Genomic DNA, 21,546 nt, shown 5'->3' with positions numbered 1-21,546 from the left:
TTATCTTAAACCACCACCTAGTGCTTCGTATAAATCAACTATAGATACTAATTGCTGTAGTTTACTATCTATTGTGTTTAACTCTGCACTAAGAGCGCTTTGTCTTGCTGTAAGTAAATCTAAGTAATTTGCATATCCGTTTTTAAGTAACTCTTCAGAGTTTGCTTCGGCAGTACGTAGCGCCTCAACTTCATTTTTTCTAAACCCAAATTTTTTAGTTTCAGATTCATAAGAAAATAGCGCATTAGAAACTTCGGTTCCTGCAATTAATAATGTTTTTTTAAACTGAAGTAGCGATTGCTCTTGTTGAGCAATGGCAACTTCTTTTTGTGTTTTAAGTTTTCGCTGATTTAAAAGTGGTTGCGTTAAACCTCCAATAATTGTAGCAAATAAAGAATTTGCATTTAGTAGTTTATCAAGTTCTAAGCTTTGGAACCCTCCTGAGGCTGTTAAAGTTAAAGATGGGTAAAAATTACTTTTTGCTACGTTAGTAAGCTCAAAAGATTCTATCAAACTATATTCTGCGGCCATAACATCTGGTCTATTACTTAAGAGTGTTGCTGGAACTCCTAATACAATATCCTGCTCAATTTTTTGAATTTCTAAACTACTCCTTTCAAAATTCTGAGGTGCTTTACCTAACAAAATACTTAACGTATTTTCTGTTTTGAAAATAGCTGTTTTAATATCTACCTGTAAAGCTTGAGCATTATTATATTGCGCAATATTTTGATCTACTGCAACTTGCGTTACTTGTCCTGCTTCTTTTAAAGCCTTAATAGTTGTAACACTACTATCTCTAGTTGCTATAGTTTGATTAGTTACTTCTAGTTGAGCGTCTAAAGCTATCAAATTATAATATGTATTAGCGATACTAGAGATAAGCTGGGTTTTCACTGCTTGATGTGCTGCGACACTTTGCAAATATGCTGCTTGGGTTGCTCTCTTGTTACTACGTATTTTTCCCCAAATATCTGCTTCCCAAGATAAATTTGCAGTAATATCAAACTGGTCTGTTGATGTGTTGCTCAAAAATGAACCAAACTGACTGTTCTCAGATAGCTCTTGGTGTGTCCAATTTGGACCAACGTTTAATGTAGGTAAATAACCAGCTTTTCCTTGCTTTGCATATGCTTCTGCAGCTATCATTTGTTGTATTGCAATACGAACATCCATATTATTTTGCAAACCTTCCTCAATATATTGTTGAAGAAATTTATCTGTAAATAATGTTTTCCAAGATATCTCTGCCATTGAAAGACTATCTGTTGGTAAATTATCTGTTCTATAAAGTGCTTCAGTTACAGGTAATTCTGGCCTGGTATAATCTTGAGCTACAAAACAACTTTGTAATGTGAGCGCAACAATTAATAATAGAGCTCCTTTACTTAAATTTCTAAGTTTTATAATTGATTTCATTGTTCTTAATCTTCAATAGTTTGTATTGCTGGCTTACTAGAAACTTTTTCTTGTAACCATTGAAATAATATAAATAGAATAGGAATTACAAATACCCCTAAAATGGTTCCTATAAGCATTCCTCCTACGGCACCGGTACCTATGGAATTATTACCCTCAGACCCCACTCCCTTTGCTAACACTAAAGGCATTAATCCTAAAATAAAAGCAAATGAGGTCATTAAGATAGGGCGTAAACGGGACTTTGCTCCGTGAATTGCGGCGTCTACTATAGACTCGCCATTCTTTCTTCTTTGAAGTGCAAACTCCACAATTAGTATGGCATTTTTAGCAAGCAGACCAATAAGCATGATTAAAGCAATCTGGAAATAGATGTTATTTTCTAATCCTAAAAACTTTGTACTTATGTAGGCTCCAAATACACCAAACGGAAGTGACAAAACAACTGCAAATGGTAATAGATAACTCTCATACTGTGCACTTAACAAAAAGTAAACAAACAATATACTTAAGCCAAAAATAAAAGCTGTTTGGTTTCCTGCACTTACCTCTTCTCTTGTTAATCCAGAATACGCAATGGTATAATTACTTGGTAGTTTTGCAACCTCTTCTTCAATAACTCTAATGGCATCTCCTGTACTATAGCCGTCATTTGTAGCTCCTGTAATAGTTGTTGAGTTAAATAAGTTAAAGCGTGTTACAGACTGTGGCCCATAAACTCTCTCTAGTTTTACAAACTGTGTAATAGGTGTCATCTCACCAGAATCTGTTCTCACATACATACTGTTTAAAGCACCTACATCTGCTCTGTCATCTGGTAAAGATTGTATGTAGACTCTAAACTGCTTTCCATATTTTGAAAAATCTGATGCATAAACACCTCCTACATACCCTTGCAGTGTTGAGAAAATACTGTTAATAGGCACTCCCTTTTCTTTTGCTAGAGGCACATTAATATTCATTTCATATTGAGGATAGTTTGTATTAAAAGAAGACTGCGCGTATTTAATTTCTGGATGGCTCATTAAAGCCATAGAAAACTCTTTATTCACTTTATCTAATTCTGTAAACTCTCCTCCAAATTTATCTAGCAAATTAACTTCAAAACCAGCAGAATTACCAAAACCTCTAATACTAGGTGGTGAGAAGAAAATAATATTTGCTTCAGGCATTGTAGAAACAACTCCAAATAACTTACCTGTAATAGCTTGTACAGAAAGTGATTTATCTTCACGGTCACCCCAATCTGCTAACTTTATTATTCCGAATCCATAATTACTTCCTGCTCCGCTAATTAGGCTTCTTCCTTTAATAAAGTTTACAGCTACAATACCATCAATACCAGTTATTTTATCATATAAATCTCTTGAAACCGCGTCAGTTCTATCTAAAGAAGCCCCTGCTGGCAACTCTATATTTGCAAAAATAATTCCTCTATCCTCATTGGGTACAAATCCTGTAGGTGTTGTATTTGAAGCCCAGAAAATACCCACAATTGCTAAAACAAGAAGTAAACCAGATACCCATTTTCTCTTGTACAAAAACTGAAGTGATTTTCCATAACGTTCTATTGTTGCATTAAAACCACGGTTAAAAAGTTTATAAAAACGTTTAAGTGGGCTTTTCCCTTTTAGTTCTTCATCTTCTTTATGTGGTTTTAACAAAAGAGCACATAAGGCAGGACTTAATGTTAATGCGTTTACTGCGGAAATAAGAATGGCAATAATTAAAGTGACGCCAAATTGTTCATAAAATACACCCGTGGGTCCAGAAATGAACGTTACTGGAATAAATACAGCTGCCATAACTAAAGTAATGGATATAATAGCACCAGAAATTTCGTTCATTGCTGTTAGTGTAGCATTTTTTGGATTCTTTTCACCTTCATCTAATTTTGCGTGAACAGCCTCCACCACTACAATCGCATCATCTACCACAATACCTATGGCAAGTACTAATGCAAATAGTGTTAAAAGGTTAATTGAATAACCAAAGACATTTAAGAAAAAGAAAGTTCCTATAATTGAAACTGGAACAGCAATAGCTGGGATTAGTGTAGACCTAAAGTCCTGTAAGAAAAGGAACACCACTAAAAACACTAAAATAAAAGCTTCTAATAGAGTGCTAACTACTTTTTCTATAGATGCATTTAAAAATAAACTTGTATCATATGGAACAAAAACATCAAGTCCTTTAGGGAGATCTTTTTTGACAGACTCCAAAGTCACCTTAATATTTTCAATAATTTCTTGAGCATTAGATCCCTTAGTTTGAAAAATACCCATAAATACAGCAGGATTACCTTTACTCATAGCATTTGATGCATAAGATTGTGCATCTAATTCTATAGTAGCAACATCATTTAAACGAAGAAATTCACCATTACCTAATGCTTTAATTACAATATCTGCATACTGTTTTTCTTCTTTAAATCGCCCGCTATAAGTCAATGTATAAGAGAAAGCCTCTCCATTATTTTCACCTAAAGACCCTGCTGCCGCTTCTAAATTTTGTTCTTGTAAAGCCGCTGTAATATCTGAAGGAATTAAACCATAAGCAGCTAATTTTTCTGGCTTTAACCAAATACGCATTGCATAATCTTGTTGAGAAAATACACTCACATCTCCCACACCACTTATACGTTGTATTGCGGGAATAACATTTATTTTTAAGTAATTCTGAATAAAAGTAGCATCATAATCTTTACTTTCAGAGTACATGGAAATAAACATCAAAGCACTAGTTTCTTGCTTTTGTGTTGTTACACCTGTTTGAAGTACCTCCTGAGGCAACAAAGAGTTCGCTCTCGATACGCGGTTTTGAACATTAACAGCTGCAATATCTGCATCCATTTCTTGATCAAAATAAACTGTAATTTCTGCAGTACCGTTATTAGATGCTGTGGAGGTAATGTAAGTCATCCCTTCTACACCGTTAATTTGTTCTTCAATAGGTACAATTACACTCTCTAGTACTGTTTCTGCATTGGCTCCTGGATAGGATGCTACCACTTTAATTGTTGGTGGCGCAATATCTGGGTATTCCTCTATTGGTAAGCTAGTTATACTTATAACTCCTAGTATAACTATGATTATAGAGATTACTGTTGAAAGAACTGGTCTTTCAATAAATGTTTTTAACATGGGCTATGTTTTTCTAGTGATTAGTTTTTAAACAATGTCGCTATTGGTTTAACAGCTTCATCAAAGGAGGTTTCTTGGGGAGTAATTGCCATCCCATCTCTTAATTTACCAACTCCAGATACTATAATTGTATCTTTTTCATCCACTCCAGACGCCACAACATATAAGTTATCTATTGCTGCCTTAACTTTAATGATGACAGTTGTAACTTTATTATCTTCGCCTAGCTTGTACAACATAATATTTCCTTGTTGTTCAAATGTTGCTTCTTGAGGAATTACAACAGCATTTTCATAGACTGTAGGAATTTGTATTTTACCGCTATTTCCATTAGTTAATAATTGGTTTGGGTTTTTAAAAACAGCTCTTAAACTTACAGTACCCGTATTTTGATTAATTTGTCCAGAACTAGTTTGAATTTTTCCTTTTTCAGTATAAGAACTACCATTTGCCAAAACTAAATTTACATCTGAGAAATTGGCTAACTTTTCCTCTAAATCTTTACCATCTGCATTCTGCAAAAAATCTAAATATTGTGATTCATTTAAACTAAAAAATGCATAAACTTCACTAATATCACTTACAGTTGTCAAAGGATTAGAATCATTTGGACTTACTAAAGAACCTTCTCTGTATTTAATAGTACCTACAAAGCCATTTACAGGACTTGTAATAGTTGCATACCCAATATTTGCAGAAACACTACTATAATTTGCTTTTGCTTGAGCCAAATTAGCTTTAGCGGTTTCTAATTGAACGGCACTAATAATATTTTTTTCTACAAGAGGTGTTAACTTATCAATCTCTACTTGCGCTACATTAACACGTGCTTTAGCAGCGCCAGCATCTTGATTTAAAGATTGTGTTTCTAATTTAAACAAAACTTGTCCTTTACGTACTTTTTGACCTTCGTCAACGAGTACTTTTTGAATATACCCCGATGTTTTTGCTCTCACAGCACTGTTCACAATTCCTTCTAGATTTGTCGGGTATTCCTGATATCCCGTTACCGTCTTTTTTTCCAATTGTGTTACAGGAAAAGGTGCTGGAGGAGCTTGTTGCGAAGCTGCCACATCTTCTTGCTTATTGCCACAACTCATTAAAGCTAAAAATAAACTTAGAGCTATTATCGAATATAATTTAATGTGTTTCATTGGTTATTTTTTTATTATATTTTAAATTGACTGTCAACAATTTTTATTCTTAATTCTTCAATAGAAGTAGTTGCTTCATCTAAAAATTTGATGTAATCATTATGAAAATTTAAATCAAAATCTTCTACTCCATTTTCTTTGTTTTTAATATTCATATCTTCTTTATATTTTTTTATCTCCAAGTGTAACTCACGTACCGCTTTCCACTCATTTATAACACTATCAATATGGTGAACAATCATGCCTTTATTTATAACAAAGTATTTTTTTCGGTCTCCTGTTTTTGTGAAATACTCAATTTTATTTAAATCCTGTAGATGATTAAGATGCGTTGATATAGTGCTTTTACTGGCACAAAGAATAGTTACCATATCTTCAAATGTGCTGCCTTTTTTACCTGTTAATATAATATATGATAATATGCGAGCAGCCACAGGCGCTAACTGTTCTCTCTTTTCAATATGAACCCCTAGTTTTTCAACTAAACCCATTTTTTGTTTACAAATTTTATTCTCCATGCTTTGTATTTTAATACTGTTAATTGCTAAATAATATTATTTAACCAAAAAACCTATGCAAATATACATATGGGTTCGGAACAAACCGAACTAATCGAAGTTAAAAAATGTTAAATGTTTAATGTGCTCTTTGAAACTTTAATAAAAGCCCCCAATTCCAAAAAGTAAGTTGTACTTCTTCGGAAATATTAAAAAATTGAACTTATTGATAAAACAAATTATTACGAAGTAGCGAAAAAAATTAATAATCATAAGAACACTCTTTTTTAAAGCTTAACCTATTAATAATGATTAAATTAAGAACAAAAACTATTTGATTAATGAAAGTAAAATTTCAGGAAAAAATTTGACTTGTATTAGGAAATAAATAAAGCAGGTTACTAAAAAACTTTGATTGACTTGTAACATTTATATCATTCATTTTAAAATGCAAAAAAACATAATGTAAATAAGTTGTAACTTCTCAGCTCAAAAATGAGTTAATCACTAATTTTCTATCAAAATATTTTACATATTAATAGATAATTCATTCCTACAATTAGAAAAAATTTACTTTTATTGAATTATATTTAAATTTCATATGGAGCACATTGAAATATTCATTGATTACATAGCCAAAATCACAGAAGGAATAGGTGTTTTAATTATTTTCTTAGGTTCATTATTTTCGATATTAAAGTTTCTTTTTTTAATTAAAAGTGATAAAGCTGTTAGTTATATTGAACTGCGACAAGGTGTAGGTAAGGCAATTCTTTTAGGTTTAGAGGTATTAATCGCAGCAGATATTATGGCAACCGTTGTTACAGAACCTACACTTAGGTCAGTTTCTATTTTAGGATTGATTGTTCTAATTAGAACATTTCTAAGTCTTTCACTTCAAGTTGAACTAGAAGGAGAGTTCCCGTGGAAAAAAAATAGTACAAAGAAATTATAAATCTTGTTTTTAAACACAAACAAAATGCTAAACAAGAAATCAAAAAAAGAACGCCAGAGAGAAACACAATCCATCATAATTATATTAATACTGTTGATTGTTGTAATTGCTATGCTATCCAACCGCTATGGATAAATTATAGGATAGCTATTTATTTTTATAATTTCCTTCATACATCTTGTAGCGAAGCTGCCTTTACTCATACCTATAACCAATCCTTTTTTTGTTTTGTAATCACTAGATACTATGTAACTTTACAGCTTCAAAAAACTAAGACACCATGTTACAAGTACAAGAGATTCGTGAGAACAAAGAGGCATACATTACAGCTCTTAAAAAAAGAGGGATTGATGCTAACGAAGTGCTAAATGCTGTTATAAAAGCAGATGAGCAAAGACGTACCACTCAAGCACAATTAGATGAAACACTCGCAGAATCAAACACCTTGTCAAAAGAAATAGGAAACCTTTTTAAGTCTGGTAGAGCGGCAGAAGCAAACGTTTTAAAAGAAAAGACTACTGTTTTAAAGGAAGCTTCAAAAACATTAAGCGATGATTTAAATAACACCGCAGAAGAGCTGCAAAAGTTATTATATACCATTCCTAACATTCCTAATACGCTAGTTCCTGCTGGAACTGATGAAAATGATAACAAAGAAACATTTCGCGAAGGTGATATTCCAGTGCTTGCTGACGGGGCAATGCCACACTGGGAATTAGCTAAAAAATATGATCTTATTGATTTTGAATTGGGTGTAAAAATTACGGGCGCTGGTTTCCCTGTGTACAAAGGAAAAGGCGCAAGACTACAACGTGCACTTATCGCATATTTTTTAGATAAAAATACAAGTGCTGGATATACAGAGTATCAAGTACCGCATTTAGTGAATGAAGCTTCAGGTTTTGGTACGGGACAATTGCCAGATAAAGAAGGTCAAATGTATCACGTAGGAGTTGATGATTTATATTTAATACCTACGGCAGAAGTTCCTGTGACAAATATGTTTAGGGGTGACTTAGTTAATGAAAGTGATCTACCAATAACGTGTACAGGTTATACACCTTGTTTCCGAAGAGAAGCAGGTAGTTATGGTGCACATGTAAGAGGATTAAACAGATTGCACCAGTTTGACAAAGTCGAAATTGTACGCATTGAACATCCAGACAATAGCTATAAGGCTCTAGATGGTATGGTTGACCATGTAGTCGAAATTTTAAGAGAGCTTGAGCTGCCTTTTAGAATTTTACGCTTATGTGGTGGAGACTTAGGTTTTACTGCCGCGTTAACATACGATTTTGAGGTATTCTCTACTGCACAAGATAGATGGTTAGAAATTAGCTCTGTTTCTAATTTTGAAGCGTTTCAAGCAAATAGATTAAAACTTCGTTTTAAAGATAGTGATGGGAACAATAGACTTGCGCACACTTTAAATGGAAGTTCATTAGCATTACCAAGAGTACTTGCTGGAATTTTAGAAAACTATCAAACACCTGAGGGAATTAAAATCCCTAAAGTACTTGTGCCATATTGTGGTTTTGACATGATTTCTTAACGTTACACAATCTAATCTGGCGCAATATTTGAACTAATAATAGGGAACAAATTCATAATTTCCTATTCTGAAATTTGAATTTCATTATATTTACCTATGCGCAATATTTTCATCGTATTCTTTTTTTTAATTGGAGCAGCCTCCTTTGCTCAGAGTGAGCTTTTAGCTAAAAATTATTTTGATAAAGGGGATTATGAAAAAGCAATTTCTATTTATGAAAAACTATATAAAGAGTCTCCCTATAAGAGAGATTACCTATCTGCACTTATTGAATCCTATCAACAATTAGAAAACTTTGAAGCAGCTCAAAAACTACTCGAGGAAAAAATAGACTCAAGACGTACTCAACCGCAGTTTTATGTAGATTTAGGGTATAATTTCGCTTTACAAAATAGAGACACACTCGCATTTGACAACTATAAAAAAGCAATTGATGCTATTGATGAAAAGCCTAATTACTCCTCAATAGTTGCTAAGTATTTTGAAAAATACAGTCTTCTCGACCAAGCCGTAATTGCTTATGAAAAAGGAATGCAAATTAATCCTGAGTTAGATTTTAACATTCAACTTGCACGCTTGTATGGTGAGCAAGGAAAGTTAGAGCTCATGTTTAGCCGCTATATTGATTTAATGCAAAGTAGGCCTACCTATAAAAGTATTGCACAGCGTAATTTTAGTCTATATGTTACTGAAGACCCAGAAAATGAAGCTAATGTAATTCTTAGAAAAACCTTGCTTAAAAAATCGCAAGAGTCACCAGATCTTTTGTATAATGAATTACTAAGCTGGTTATTTATACAGCAAAAAGATTTTAAAAAAGCATTTGCCCAAGAGAAAGCGATTTATAAACGAACGGAAGAAGTTGACCTTGGGGGTATGACAGACTTAGCGCTTATTACAATTGCTGAGGAAAATTATGAAAATGCTATTGATGTAATCAATTTTATAATTGAAAATGCCGCTACCCCTTCTTCAAAACTACAAGCTTATCAATATTTAATGAAAGTAAAGCTAAAAACTAGTGAAGAAAAAGACTATCCACAATTAGAAGAACAATTTGAAGCCTTAATTTCTGAATACGGTGCTGGTAAAAACACCTATCAACTCCAGATTGATTACAATCACTTTTTAGCCTTTGATACAAAAAAAGTAGACAAAGCAATCACTAACTTAAAAGCACTTGCTGATGAACAATTGAGCAAATATCAAGAAGCAAGAGTAAAAATGGAGCTAGCAGATATTTTAGTATTTGATGAAAAATTTAACCGCGCATTGATATATTATTCTCAAATACAAAAGATGGTGGAGAGTGATGTATTAGCACAAGAAGCACGCTATAAAGTAGCTCGTACTAGCTATTATAAAGGGGATTTTGTATGGGCAAAAGCGCAAGTAGATGTCCTTAGAAAATCTGCCTCACAACTCATTGCTAATGATGCGCTGCAGCTTGCTTTAATGATTCATGACAACTCATTAGAAGACTCTTTACAAACAGCATTAAAGAAATTTGCAAGAGCAGATTTATTAGCGCTTCAAAATAAAAACAAGGAAGCTATTACACAACTTGATGATATTTTAACCAACCATAAAGGTGAAAAAATTGAAGACGAAACATTATTAAAACAAGGAGAGCTTTTTGAAAAGACAAAACAATTTACAAAGGCCGAAGCTAACTATTTAAAATTAATAGAGCTTTATAAAACAGACATCCTTGCAGATGATGCATATTATCGCTTAGCAAAGTTGTATGAAAATGAACTTCAAGACCAAGTAAAAGCAAAAGAGTTTTACGAACAAATAATCTTTAATTTTGCTGACAGCATCTATTTTGTCGAAGCCCGCAAACGCTTTAGAATGTTGCGTGGTGATGAAATTGAGTAACATTTATCAAATACTGGAGAAAAGGAATTTTCTACTAATACTAATTATTCAAATTAAGGCTTTCAAATATGTATATCTACAACGTAACCATTAACATAGAAAATGAAATCCATGATACTTGGCTCCATTGGATGAAAACCGAGTATATTCCTGCAATGCTTGACACAAGAAAATTTAGCAAGGCATTAATGACTAAGGTACAAGTTGAAGAAGAAATGGGCGGCGTTACCTATTCAGTTCAATATACCACAGATAGCAAAGCAACACTTGAAAAATACTACGCTGAAGATGCAGAAACATTAAGAGCACAAAGCAAACCTTTTGAAGGAAAATTTATAGCTTTTAGAACAGAGTTAGAGGTAATTTGCGAACAATAAATAATTTCGCTTTCGCGGAAATTTTAATCTCATGGCTAAAAAAAGATACATTAAAGACCAAGCAACGGGCGTAAGTGCAAAAAAACATCTTGGACAACATTTTTTAAAAGATGAAAGCGTAGCATTAGATATTGCAAATACACTTACACATAAAGGATACAAAAATGTACTAGAAATAGGGCCAGGAACAGGTGTACTCACAAAGTATCTAGTTGAACAAAATATTAACCTTATAGCAATGGATGTTGATGGCGAGTCTATTCAACATTTAGTTGACACCTATCCCAACGAAAATTTACAAATTCTTGAAGCAGATTTTTTAAAAGAAGATCTGCAGGATTATTTTGGTGAAGAGCAATTTGCCATTACTGGCAATTTTCCATATAATATTTCAACACAAATTGTTTTTAAAACCCTCGAAATAAAAGAACAAGTCCCAGAGTTTACAGGCATGTTTCAAAAAGAAGTAGCACAGCGCATTTGTGCAAAAGAAGGAACAAAAGCACGGGGCATTCTTTCGGTTTTAACGCAAGCATTTTATGATGCTGAATATCTATTTACAGTGCCTCCCACCGTTTTTGTCCCACCGCCTAAAGTTGACAGTGGCGTTCTTAGATTAACACGTAAAGTTGATTATTCTCTTGGCTGTGATGAACAAATGCTTAGAAGAGTTGTTAAAACAGCATTTCAGCAGCGAAGAAAAACGTTAAGAAATTCTTTAAAATCATTTGATATTTCAGATAAACTAAAAGAAGATACTATATTTGGACAAAGACCCGAACAACTCTCGGTAGCACAATTTATAGCACTTACTCAAAAACTGGAAGAAGATGCAGTTTCAACTAACGACTGATTTTTTAAATACTATTGAAAGGCTCATCGATAACAAAGATGGTAAAGCCCTTCATGAACTCTTGCAAGACTATCACTTTGCTGATATTGCCGAAATAATAGAAGAGCTAAATAGTGACGAAGCAACTTTTTTAATACAATCTTTAGAAAGTGATTTAACTGGTGAAGCCCTTATGGAGCTTGACGATGATGTTAGAGAGAAAATTTTAAGCAGACTATCACCAAAAGAAATTGCCGAAGAATTAGAGGAACTTGACACGGATGACGCGGCAGATATCATTGCAGAACTTGATGATCACATTCAAAAAGAAGTAATTGATGAAATCAAAGATGAAGAACACGCAGCAGATATTCAAGAACTTTTAGCTTATGATGAGGATACCGCTGGAGCCTTAATGGCAAAAGAACTTGTGCAAGTAAAAGAAACATGGACCGTCGCAGGATGCGTGCGTGAAATGCGCCGTCAAGCAGAAAATGTAACACGCGTACATTCCATTTATGTAACCGACAAAGAAGGAAAACTTACAGGAAGGTTATCACTTAAAGATTTATTAACTGCCGGAGAAAAAACAAAAATTAGCGACGTTTTCATTCCTAAAGTAGATTACGTTACTGTACACACAGACAATGATGAAGTTGCTCGCATCATGCAAAAATATGACCTCGATGCTATTCCAGTTGTTGATGAAACAGGAGTACTCGTTGGGCGTATTACCATTGATGATATTGTAGATTATATTAAAGAAGAGGCAGATAAAGATTACCAGATGGCAGCAGGTATTTCTCAAGATGTTGAGGCAGATGATAGCATTTGGCAACTTACTAGAGCACGTTTACCCTGGTTAGTTTTAGGCCTTTTTGGAGGACTAGGCAGTGTCTACATTATGCAAGGTTTTGAAGACGCCCTAAGCACATTCCCCATTCTTTTCTTTTTCACACCACTTATTGCAGCCATGGCAGGAAATGTAGGTGTTCAATCAAGTGCCATTATCGTACAAGGACTTGCAAATGACAACGTAAAAGGCAGTCTTTTTAATAGATTGCTTAAAGAGGTTGGGCTTGCGCTAATTAATGGAACTGCTTTAGGTTTGCTCGTTATATTGTTCGGTTTTCTTGTAGGACAAGATCAACTTGTAAGCATCACTATTGCCGTTTCTATGCTTTCAGTAATTATTGTAGCGGCACTTGTGGGGACGTTTGTTCCTATTATTTTAGACAAGAGAGGTATCGATCCTGCAATTGCAACTGGGCCATTTATTACCACAAGTAATGACATCTTTGGTATTTTTCTCTTCTTTTATATTGCAAAATTGATTCTTGGATTTTAAAATAAGACGAGTGTAAATTATCAAAATCAAAAAATTAAAATAATCTATAATGACTTCGGAAATGTCACAACCTGAAATATTCTCTATAAACATTAAAGTTTCCGAAGTGCATATTGATGCGAATAAACACGTCAATAATTTAGTGTATCTCCAATGGTGCCTTGATGTTGCTCAAGCTCATTGGGACGCAAACACAACCCCAACTATACAAACTGATTATGTGTGGTATGTTTTAAATCACTTTATTTCTTATAAAAGTTCAGCATTCAAAGGAGATGAATTAATCGTTGAAACATGGGTTACTAATGTAGAAGGTGTTAAATGTGACCGAAACTACAAAATCACCAGACCCAGCGATGGCAAAATACTAGTTGAGGCAAAAACGTTGTGGTGTTTGTTGAATGGCAAAACACTACGCCCCACAAAAATCACTGAAGAGATTAGCTCTTTATTTTAACTCATAGCTCAATGAAACCTATCAACGTTAAAGAAAAATTTTTAAAATTCAACAAGCAATGGCATCCACACCAAATTGCAACTGTAGATGACATGCAAGTTATTTTAGCAAAGCTACAAGGTGAGTTTGTATGGCACAGTCACAAGGATGAAGACGAGTTATTTTTTGTTCAAAAAGGAACGCTAGAGATGCATTTTCGCAGTAAAGAAAACGACGTTGAAGAATTTAAAGAATGGATGGAAATTGTGAATGAAGGCGAACTAATCGTGGTGCCAAAAGGAGTTGAACATTGCCCTAAAAGTATAGGCGAAGAAGAAGTACACGTGCTACTTTTTGAAAAACTAGCGACTAAGCATACTGGAGAAGTGCTAGATGAAAAGACGCAGACTGAGTATCCCAAGATATAATAGTTAAATTTATAAAATCAGAAGATTGTGTTTTAGTAGCTATTACTTTAGCTTCAAATTATTTAGTTGCCGCATCATATTCAACTTCTCCATAAAATATACGTTTGCTTCCATAAATTAAACTGACAATAATTATAAAAACTACAATAATAATTGCTCCCACCTTTTTTGTATTTATAATTGCTAACGGTTTTTGTATAAGAATAGTAGGGCTGAAAAAGAGCGCAAACCATTCGGATGAACACAAGCCGAATTTTTAAATTTTTCTTATTATCTTTTTTGTTCAATAAGCCAAATTTAAAAATTTGGCGACCTTGCAAATGTGCCATTACTATTGGGTTAAACACTCATTGCCCTATTATTTTTATACTTTGTTAGCAATAGTTTTTACTCCATTCTGCCGTACCAAACTAATTCATCTTTCCAATCAGTTTTATTGTAATCAACTTTGTCATTTGTATAAACTCTAAAAATATCACTAAAATTTGTCTGTTTTAAAATATTTCGAACAGAATCTAATTCCTTAGCCGTAATTTTTTTATCGGCAATTAAATTATAGTGCAAATTATCTTGAATTCCTTCTTCTGTCATTGCCATATATTCATAAGCAAAAAATTTGAGGTCGGTCAAGTCTAAATGTTTATCATCATCAGATTTTGCGACTAATTTACCATTATTATATCCTACATAGATGTTCAATCCAATAGATGATTTGGGCTCTTTTTCTAAATTTTGTTTTCTTGGTAAATCAACTGTAAGATAATTCCGTTTGAGTTGATAATCAAATGCACTTTTAATTCTTAAAATTGCTGGACCAAAAACGCTATCAGTTTCTCGTTTTATAAAAAGAGTGTCAAGATTATGGCTCAACCTATAATCAAATTGATTTGTTTTAATCGCAAAGCTATCAAGTCCTTTAATCGGTTTGAGATAGAGTTTTGATTGGTCAATATTCCACTTATTTATGTAACTCATTCCCCATTCATTAACAATTAGTGAATCTTTGTAAAACTCAAATTCATTTAGAGCATTTGGCACACTCCAATTTCCAATCAGCTTATCTTTTTCAGAGCTTGAAGTACAAGATTGAAAGGTTATCGCTAAAATTAAAATGATATTAATGGGTTTCATTAAATTATTGCTAACTCGTTATATAACGCAATTTATAGATTATATACGGGAAAATAAACTCGATATCAACACGTTTCTTTAATTGTTTGTACAACCCACAATTTAACAATCCCATAATACTCCACCACTATTTTAAAAAGACTTTAATTTGTAACTTGAAGCACATTTCAGAATTCAAAAACATGAAAATCCTACACCTAGACAATAACCACCCATTACTAATTGACCAACTAGCAGCGGCAGGTTTTGAAAACGTTGAAGATTACTCTTCGTCAAAAGAAGCGATTGAGCAGATTATAAAGGACTATGACGGTATTGTAATAAGGAGCAGGTTTAATATTGATAAAACTTTTTTAAATGCCGCAACCAACTTAAAGTTTATCGCACGCGTGGGCGCAGGGTTAGAGAGTATTGATATGCCGTATGCTGAGTTAAAAGGCATTAAATTAATTGCAGCTCCAGAGGGCAATAAAAATGCTGTGGGCGAGCATGCATTAGGGATGTTACTATCATTATTTAATAATCTCAATCGCGCAGACAGAGAGGTGAAAGCAGGGCAATGGAATAGAGAAGCAAATAGAGGCGTTGAGCTTGATGGTAAAATTGTAGGTTTAATAGGCTACGGAAATATGGGAAAATCGTTTGCAAAAAAACTAAAAGGGTTTAATTGCACTACATTTTGTTATGACATTAAAGAGAGTGTAGGGAATAAAAACGCGACACAAGTTTCATTAAAAACGTTTCAAGAAATGGTAGATGTTGTGAGTTTACATACGCCTTGGACACCATTAACGAACAAAATGGTAAATGCAGATTTTATCAACGGCTTTAAAAAGCCCTTTTGGCTTATCAATACTGCTAGAGGAAAAAGTGTTGTTACAAAAGACCTTGTTAAAGCTATGAAAAGGGGTAAGGTTTTAGGTGCAGGATTAGATGTTTTAGAATATGAAAAACTCTCTTTTGAGCAGCTTTTTTCTGCGGAAATGCCACCCGAATTTAAAGAATTGCTATCCATGGACAATGTATTGTTAAGTCCACATATTGCTGGCTGGACAGTCGAAAGTAAAATAAAACTTGCCGAAACTATCGTTGAGAAAATTATTGATACTTTTAAAGTGTAACAATCCGCAAAACCTAAATAGATATTTACTTAAAAGTCTAGTTGAGCCCAGTCTAAAACTAACTTTACAAAAACTATTATCTAATTACTACCCGCTAACAACTTAAATTAATATATATGAAAAGAGTAACCGGAATAGGTGGCTTGTTTTTTAAAACTACAGACCCCAAAGAGACAAAAGAATGGTACAAAAAACATCTAGGTTTTAATACTGATGATTGGGGATGTACTTTTTGGTGGAAAGATGAAAATGGAAAAAAATGTTCTACGCAATGGAGCCCTTTTAGCAATGACACAGAGTATTACGAGCCCTCAAAAAAAGACTTTATGTTCAACTACCGTGTTGAAAATCTTGTCGAACTTTTAAAGTTACTAAAGCAAGAAGGGGTTGAGGTAATTGGTGAAATCCAAGAGTTTGAGTATGGAAAATTTGGATATATAATGGATAATGACAGCAATAAAATTGAGCTTTGGGAACCCATTGACGCTGCTTTTGAATAAAAACCAACTTGCTTATAATAAAAGGTTTAAGTGTTTGAAATTCATGCCGTAATTTCTCTATTTTAAATTAATATTGTAATATTGCTATATTAATTTTTTTGAAAACTATTTTATATATGGGTATTACAAAAAGACACATACATCCTTTACAAGCAAACAAACTAGCAGACTATGCTAAGGTACTTTCAAATCCCGCACGCGTTGCGATACTCAATTATGTAGGTGACTGTGATGGATGTTTATGTAAAGATATTTCAGAAAAAATTAGACTATCACAACCCACGACATCACAGCATTTACAAGTGATTAAAAAATCTGGTTTGCTTAAGAGTAAATTTGAAGGTAAAAGTCAATACTACCGGATTAATGTTGACAAATTGAACGAACTCAAAAACTTATTTCAGGAATTTTTTGAAGCTACCGAAGCTAAATGCAATTAGATTATGGCAATAATTACTAGTATACTCATAGGTTTTATAGCTTTTTTACATCTCTATTTTCTTTATTTTGAGATGTTTGCTTGGACCACAAAAGGCCCTAAAATATTTAGAGGATTTCCTAAAGATTTATTTCCAAAGACAAAGGCTATGGCTGCCAATCAAGGGCTTTATAATGGCTTTTTAGCTGCGGGGTTAATTTGGACTTTCTTTATTTCAAACCCTGTTTGGAAATTTAATGTTTCGGTTTTTTTTCTTGCTTGTGTTGCGATTGCTGGGATTTACGGAGGAATGACAGTGAGCAAAAAAATTCTATCCGTTCAGGCATTGCCTGCGTTGGTTACATTGGTTTTATTAATTGTAATGAAATTAATGTAGTTTAATTCGCAGCTAATTTCCGAAGAAAAAAATTTAAGCGTTTTCAAGGCTTTGGGCTACTTTTTTTACTTCTTTAGATTCAAAAAAGCGTATAATTTTAATACCAAATCGTAATACTTTACTTTTTACATTGCTAAGCTCTGCTGCTAAAATAGCAATGATTTTATCCCTTTTTAATATTTCGGAAGGTTGATCTAATGAACTGTGATATTGATTTGAAAACACCCAAGAACCATCACGGGCAATACTTATACTAAAAGCGGCTAGTTTGTCTTCCTTTCCCTTTCCTATCCATTCTAGTAAAATGAGTAATGGCGACACTTTATTGACACTTGTTTGCATGCTTTGAACCATGGTGCTCAATATGTCGTTGATTTTATCGTAGTCTTCTCTAAATGGGTCTAGTGAAACTCCATTTCCCACTGTTTGTGATGCTACAATGCCTAAGTCAAGATTAATATGTGCGTTGATACCTAATAAAATATGCTGTAAAATGATGACAGAATCATCTTTTGTTGCCTCAAAAGTAAGCAACCAACTGTTTGTGATTTTTTTACCGGCTTTATAGTTATAGTAAGCTTCTAAATATCTATTTGCAAAAAGAACATCTAAACGCTCCATCCTTGGATTATCTTGAAAATCACTGTTAAGAATTCCATCTCTTATGCGCTCAGTCACTTTTTTATAGAGAACTGGAAAGAAAGCCATGGCACTATTTTTATCAACTTCGTAAGCAATAATTTCATTAAGAATTTCTATTACTTCGTTAATTGATTTGGCTAAGCGCATAACTTATTTTTTTATTCGTCTTCCGTTTTTTGACCGTTTGTATATTTCTTTTCAAGCTCAGCTTGAAATTCTTCCATCACTGGTTTTACAGTACTTTCGGGAAGGTCTGCAATACGAATGTACATCAACCCATCAATAGCATTATTAAAAAGCGGATCAACATTAAAAGCTACAACTTTTGCGTTTTGTTTAATATACTTTTTGATAAGCACGGGCATTCTTAAACTGCCGGGCTCTACTTCGTCAATAATTTTATCAAATTTGTTTAAATCTGCTTCACTTTCATCAAAAATGAAATCTTTATCAGCATCTTTAAGTTTTACTTTATATTCTTTTTTTGGATTGATGTACTGCGCTACCCATGGGTCATAATAATTGGATTTCATAAATTCAATCATTAATGATTTTGAAAATTCGGAAAATTTATTGCTGATACTTACACCACCAATTAAAAAACGGTGTTCTGGGAAACGAAGCGTTGTATGTACAATTCCTTTCCACAATAAAAATAATGGCATTGGTTTTTGCTGGTATTCTTTTATAATAAAAGCGCGTCCCATTTCAATAGATTTGCTCATCATTTCATGCAATTCTGGCTCAAACCTAAATAAATCTTGCAGGTAAAATCCATCAATTCCATATTTAGCATAAATCTTTGAACCAAGCCCCATTCTATAAGCACCCGCAATTTTTTTTGCTTCGTTATCCCATAAAAACATGTGGTGATAATAAGCGTCAAACCTATCCAGATCAATTGCATTGTTAGTTCCTTCGCCAATTTCTCTAAATGTAATTTCCCGTAAACGTCCTATTTGCTGCAAAATATTTGGCATTTTCTCTGCCGAAGCTAAGAATACCTCATAATTTTTGCTGTGTAAAAGCCTCTTATCATCCTCTCTAAGTGCATCAACTTCAATTTCTAATGCTTTTGTAGAAATCTCACCTGCAATCTTTTTTGGCGCCTTTGGTATTTTTAAATTTTTAGGAATAGTATCTAATAATTTTTTCTTCTGAAATGGATTTGAAAGCACATATGTTTTTTTCCGAAGAAATTCAGAAAAACTCTCTAACGTTTCATGTTCCTGTTGATCTGCCACCGAAATAGAGTGTCCAATACGCACTTTAATTACTCGGTCTCCTTGTGATAATAACTCACTAGGTAATTTTGCTGTTCTAAGCGAATCGCTAATAGAAGATAATCTATAAAAAGCCTTACTATTCCTAGCATGAAAGTATATGGGAAGTACTGGTACCTGTGCTTTTTTAATAATTTTAATGGCACCTAGCTCCCATTCTTTATCTACAATTTTATTATTCTCATCTCGCTTTGTTGATACCTCACCCGCTGGAAATATGCCTAAGGGTTGCTCTGATTGTAAATGAGTTAATGCACTTTTTATACCTTGCAAACTTGACTTCGCATCCTTATGATTTTCGAAAGGATTTACTGGCATCACATATGGTTTTAAAGGTACAATACGGTGCAATAAAAAGTTTGCTATAACCTTAAAGTCTGGGCGATATTCCAGCAATATTTTTAATAAGATAATTCCGTCAATTCCCCCTAGTGGATGATTAGATATTGTAATAAAAGCTCCTTTTTTTGGAATTCTTCTTAAATCTTCTTCAGGAAGTTCAAACACCACTTCCATCTCATCGAGGATTTTATTCATAAAATCAAGACCCTCTAAGTGTTTTGTTCTATCGTAGCGTTTATTAATTTCTGATATGCGTAATATTTTCATCAAAGCCACACTAATCCCCGTGCCAAAAAAGCCGAGTTTATCGACTTTAATAGCTGTTGCAAATTCTTTGGCGGTGACGAGACTCATAGGCTTGGTTGGTATGGCAAATATAGATAAAAACGGGATTAATTAGCTTTAATTACAAGTTGGACAGTCTCTCTGCTTTCCTGTTTTAATAATATCGTTTTACCAGATTCTAATTGCTTGATTTCTTTTGGCATAGCGTGTCTTACTGTATAAAGCACAACATTTTCATTCCAAGTTACACTAAAAGTAGCTCGTAATTTACTAAGCAATGCCTCTAAATTGTCGTATTTGTTATTTATAACTACTGAAAAACTAATGGCACTATTTTGAATCATCTCTACCTTCATTTTATATTCGTGCAGCCATTTAAAAACATCGCCTATATGATTCTCCATCATAAAACTAAAGTCTAATGAAGATAATGAAATTAAGACTAAATCTTTCTTTAAAATAAAACAAGAGGTTTTAGGATCTAGCGTCACCCCCTTTCCTACACAGGTACCTTTACCTTTAGCATCAAAAAATGATTTAACATATAAAGGAATTTCTTTTCTTTGGAGAGGTTGTAGTGTTTTTGGGTGAATTACAGAAGCTCCATAAAAAGCTAACTCTATTGCTTCTCTGTATGAAATATGATTTAACAAGGTAGTTTTATCAAAATATCTGGGGTCTGCATTTAGTACTCCTGGAACATCTTTCCATATAGTCACGTTATCTGCATTTAAGCAATATGCAAAGATTGCAGCAGTGTAATCACTTCCTTCACGTCCCAAAGTTGTTGTAAAATTATTTGCAGCTTCAGCACCTATAAAACCTTGTGTAATTGTTATTCCTCTATTTGAAACATTCTCTAATATATTACTTTGAGTAAGCTCCCATAAAACATTTGCATCCCTGTAATTACCATCTGTTACGATACATTTTCTAGCATCGAGCCAGGTATTTTCAATACCTATTTCATTAAGATACTCTGTTAAGATCGTGGTAGATATTTGCTCACCATAACTTACAATCTGGTCATAAACAAATGCATGATTTTTTGATTTATTAGATTCAATAAATTGGCTTAGGTGTGCCATTATTGTTTTTACTTTTTTAAATATAGGATGTTTTTCTGAAATGAAGAGTTCTTTTAAAATAGTGTCATGGAAGACAAATATTTCATTCAAAGAAGCTTTTAAATGTGATATATTTCCGAAGTAATCACTAACAACTTGCTCAAGCGCATTTGTCATTTTACCCATCGCAGATATTACGACAACTAAGTCCTTTTCTCCTGTTTCTTTTAAAACCGAAACTACATTTCTTACCCCTTGTGCATCTTTTACTGATGCTCCACCAAATTTGAATACTTTCATCACTTATACTTAAAATAAATTATGTTTTCTGATGATTA

Annotated in this window: 20 protein-coding genes; 12 read left to right on the top strand and 8 right to left on the bottom strand. The window is 33.3% G+C overall.

Translation table 11 applies throughout. The features are described 5' to 3' along the window. From GB234_RS03005 to GB234_RS02990, 4 genes are read right to left on the bottom strand one after another with little or no spacing between them, the layout of a single operon-like run. Entirely contained in the window at positions 1 to 1,419 is a 1,419-nt protein-coding gene (locus GB234_RS03005; protein WP_151893036.1) for an efflux transporter outer membrane subunit, read from the bottom strand. Between the two features lie 5 nt (positions 1,420 to 1,424). Then, the gene (locus GB234_RS03000; protein WP_151893035.1) at positions 1,425 to 4,562 is read right to left on the bottom strand and encodes an efflux RND transporter permease subunit; all 3,138 of its coding nucleotides are present in this window, start codon (positions 4,560 to 4,562) and stop codon (positions 1,425 to 1,427) included. Positions 4,563 to 4,582: 20 nt separating this feature from the next. After that, on the bottom strand, positions 4,583 to 5,716 hold the full coding sequence (locus GB234_RS02995) for an efflux RND transporter periplasmic adaptor subunit (RefSeq protein WP_151893034.1): 1,134 nt from the start codon (positions 5,714 to 5,716) through the stop codon (positions 4,583 to 4,585). 14 nt (positions 5,717 to 5,730) lie between these two features. Next, positions 5,731 to 6,234, bottom strand: a complete 504-nt coding sequence (locus GB234_RS02990; protein ID WP_151893033.1) for a GbsR/MarR family transcriptional regulator — start codon at positions 6,232 to 6,234, stop codon at positions 5,731 to 5,733. A gap of 580 nt (positions 6,235 to 6,814) precedes the next feature. Between GB234_RS02990 and GB234_RS02985 the strand changes: the two genes are divergently transcribed. The 8 genes from GB234_RS02985 to GB234_RS02950 all read left to right on the top strand — a co-directional run bounded on the left by GB234_RS02985 (position 6,815) and on the right by GB234_RS02950 (position 14,022). Further along, positions 6,815 to 7,168, top strand: a complete 354-nt coding sequence (locus tag GB234_RS02985) for a DUF1622 domain-containing protein (RefSeq protein ID WP_151893032.1) — start codon at positions 6,815 to 6,817, stop codon at positions 7,166 to 7,168. A 280-nt stretch (positions 7,169 to 7,448) separates the two neighbouring features. Next, the gene (serS, locus tag GB234_RS02980) at positions 7,449 to 8,720 is read left to right on the top strand and encodes a serine--tRNA ligase (RefSeq protein WP_151893031.1); all 1,272 of its coding nucleotides are present in this window, start codon (positions 7,449 to 7,451) and stop codon (positions 8,718 to 8,720) included. A gap of 96 nt (positions 8,721 to 8,816) precedes the next feature. Continuing rightward, complete coding sequence (locus tag GB234_RS02975; RefSeq protein ID WP_151893030.1) at positions 8,817 to 10,601, top strand: tetratricopeptide repeat protein; 1,785 nt, start codon at positions 8,817 to 8,819, stop codon at positions 10,599 to 10,601. A gap of 68 nt (positions 10,602 to 10,669) precedes the next feature. Next, a complete protein-coding gene (locus GB234_RS02970; protein WP_151893029.1) occupies positions 10,670 to 10,978 on the top strand; it encodes a DUF4286 family protein in 309 nt (102 codons plus the stop codon). Positions 10,979 to 11,009: 31 nt separating this feature from the next. After that, positions 11,010 to 11,831 (top strand): 16S rRNA (adenine(1518)-N(6)/adenine(1519)-N(6))-dimethyltransferase RsmA, encoded by an 822-nt coding sequence (gene rsmA, locus GB234_RS02965; RefSeq protein WP_151893028.1) that lies wholly within the window; start codon positions 11,010 to 11,012, stop codon positions 11,829 to 11,831. Further along, positions 11,809 to 13,158: a magnesium transporter gene (gene mgtE, locus GB234_RS02960; RefSeq protein ID WP_151893027.1), complete on the top strand. Its 1,350-nt coding sequence runs from the start codon at positions 11,809 to 11,811 to the stop codon at positions 13,156 to 13,158. The genes rsmA and mgtE overlap by 23 nt, the downstream gene beginning before the upstream one ends. Positions 13,159 to 13,207: 49 nt before the next feature. Then, positions 13,208 to 13,615, top strand: a complete 408-nt coding sequence (locus tag GB234_RS02955; protein ID WP_235906041.1) for an acyl-CoA thioesterase — start codon at positions 13,208 to 13,210, stop codon at positions 13,613 to 13,615. An 11-nt stretch (positions 13,616 to 13,626) separates the two neighbouring features. After that, on the top strand, positions 13,627 to 14,022 hold the full coding sequence (locus GB234_RS02950) for a cupin domain-containing protein (protein WP_151893026.1): 396 nt from the start codon (positions 13,627 to 13,629) through the stop codon (positions 14,020 to 14,022). Between the two features lie 387 nt (positions 14,023 to 14,409). Here GB234_RS02950 and GB234_RS02945 read toward each other — a convergent pair whose 3' ends face one another. Beyond that, the gene (locus GB234_RS02945) at positions 14,410 to 15,153 is read right to left on the bottom strand and encodes a hypothetical protein (RefSeq protein WP_151893025.1); all 744 of its coding nucleotides are present in this window, start codon (positions 15,151 to 15,153) and stop codon (positions 14,410 to 14,412) included. 182 nt (positions 15,154 to 15,335) lie between these two features. Between GB234_RS02945 and GB234_RS02940 the strand changes: the two genes are divergently transcribed. The 4 genes from GB234_RS02940 to GB234_RS02925 all read left to right on the top strand — a co-directional run bounded on the left by GB234_RS02940 (position 15,336) and on the right by GB234_RS02925 (position 17,589). After that, the gene (locus tag GB234_RS02940) at positions 15,336 to 16,274 is read left to right on the top strand and encodes a 2-hydroxyacid dehydrogenase (protein WP_151893024.1); all 939 of its coding nucleotides are present in this window, start codon (positions 15,336 to 15,338) and stop codon (positions 16,272 to 16,274) included. 116 nt (positions 16,275 to 16,390) lie between these two features. After that, entirely contained in the window at positions 16,391 to 16,774 is a 384-nt protein-coding gene (locus GB234_RS02935) for a VOC family protein (RefSeq protein ID WP_151893023.1), read from the top strand. Positions 16,775 to 16,890: 116 nt separating this feature from the next. Then, positions 16,891 to 17,214, top strand: coding sequence for an ArsR/SmtB family transcription factor (locus tag GB234_RS02930; RefSeq protein WP_151893022.1), 324 nt, complete (start codon positions 16,891 to 16,893; stop codon positions 17,212 to 17,214). 3 nt (positions 17,215 to 17,217) lie between these two features. Continuing rightward, entirely contained in the window at positions 17,218 to 17,589 is a 372-nt protein-coding gene (locus tag GB234_RS02925; RefSeq protein ID WP_151893021.1) for a DUF1304 domain-containing protein, read from the top strand. A 33-nt stretch (positions 17,590 to 17,622) separates the two neighbouring features. On the opposite strand, the gene GB234_RS02920 is transcribed toward GB234_RS02925, so the two are convergent. Genes GB234_RS02920 through GB234_RS02910 form a run of 3 tightly spaced genes read right to left on the bottom strand, consistent with a single transcriptional unit; the run spans position 17,623 to position 21,508 of the window. Beyond that, positions 17,623 to 18,378 carry a DUF5995 family protein gene (locus GB234_RS02920; RefSeq protein ID WP_151893020.1) on the bottom strand — a complete coding sequence of 252 codons (756 nt, stop codon included), beginning with the start codon at positions 18,376 to 18,378 and terminating at the stop codon, positions 17,623 to 17,625. 11 nt (positions 18,379 to 18,389) lie between these two features. Then, complete coding sequence (locus GB234_RS02915) at positions 18,390 to 20,210, bottom strand: GNAT family N-acyltransferase (protein WP_151893019.1); 1,821 nt, start codon at positions 20,208 to 20,210, stop codon at positions 18,390 to 18,392. A gap of 38 nt (positions 20,211 to 20,248) precedes the next feature. After that, positions 20,249 to 21,508: an aspartate kinase gene (locus tag GB234_RS02910; RefSeq protein ID WP_151893018.1), complete on the bottom strand. Its 1,260-nt coding sequence runs from the start codon at positions 21,506 to 21,508 to the stop codon at positions 20,249 to 20,251. Between the last annotated feature and the right edge of the window lie 38 nt (positions 21,509 to 21,546).

It is taken from the genome of Patiriisocius marinistellae (assembly GCF_009014635.1).
Classification (GTDB): domain Bacteria; phylum Bacteroidota; class Bacteroidia; order Flavobacteriales; family Flavobacteriaceae; genus Patiriisocius; species Patiriisocius marinistellae.
Note: the sequence above shows the minus strand (reverse complement) of the source record. Positions and strands in the feature narration are given on the sequence as shown.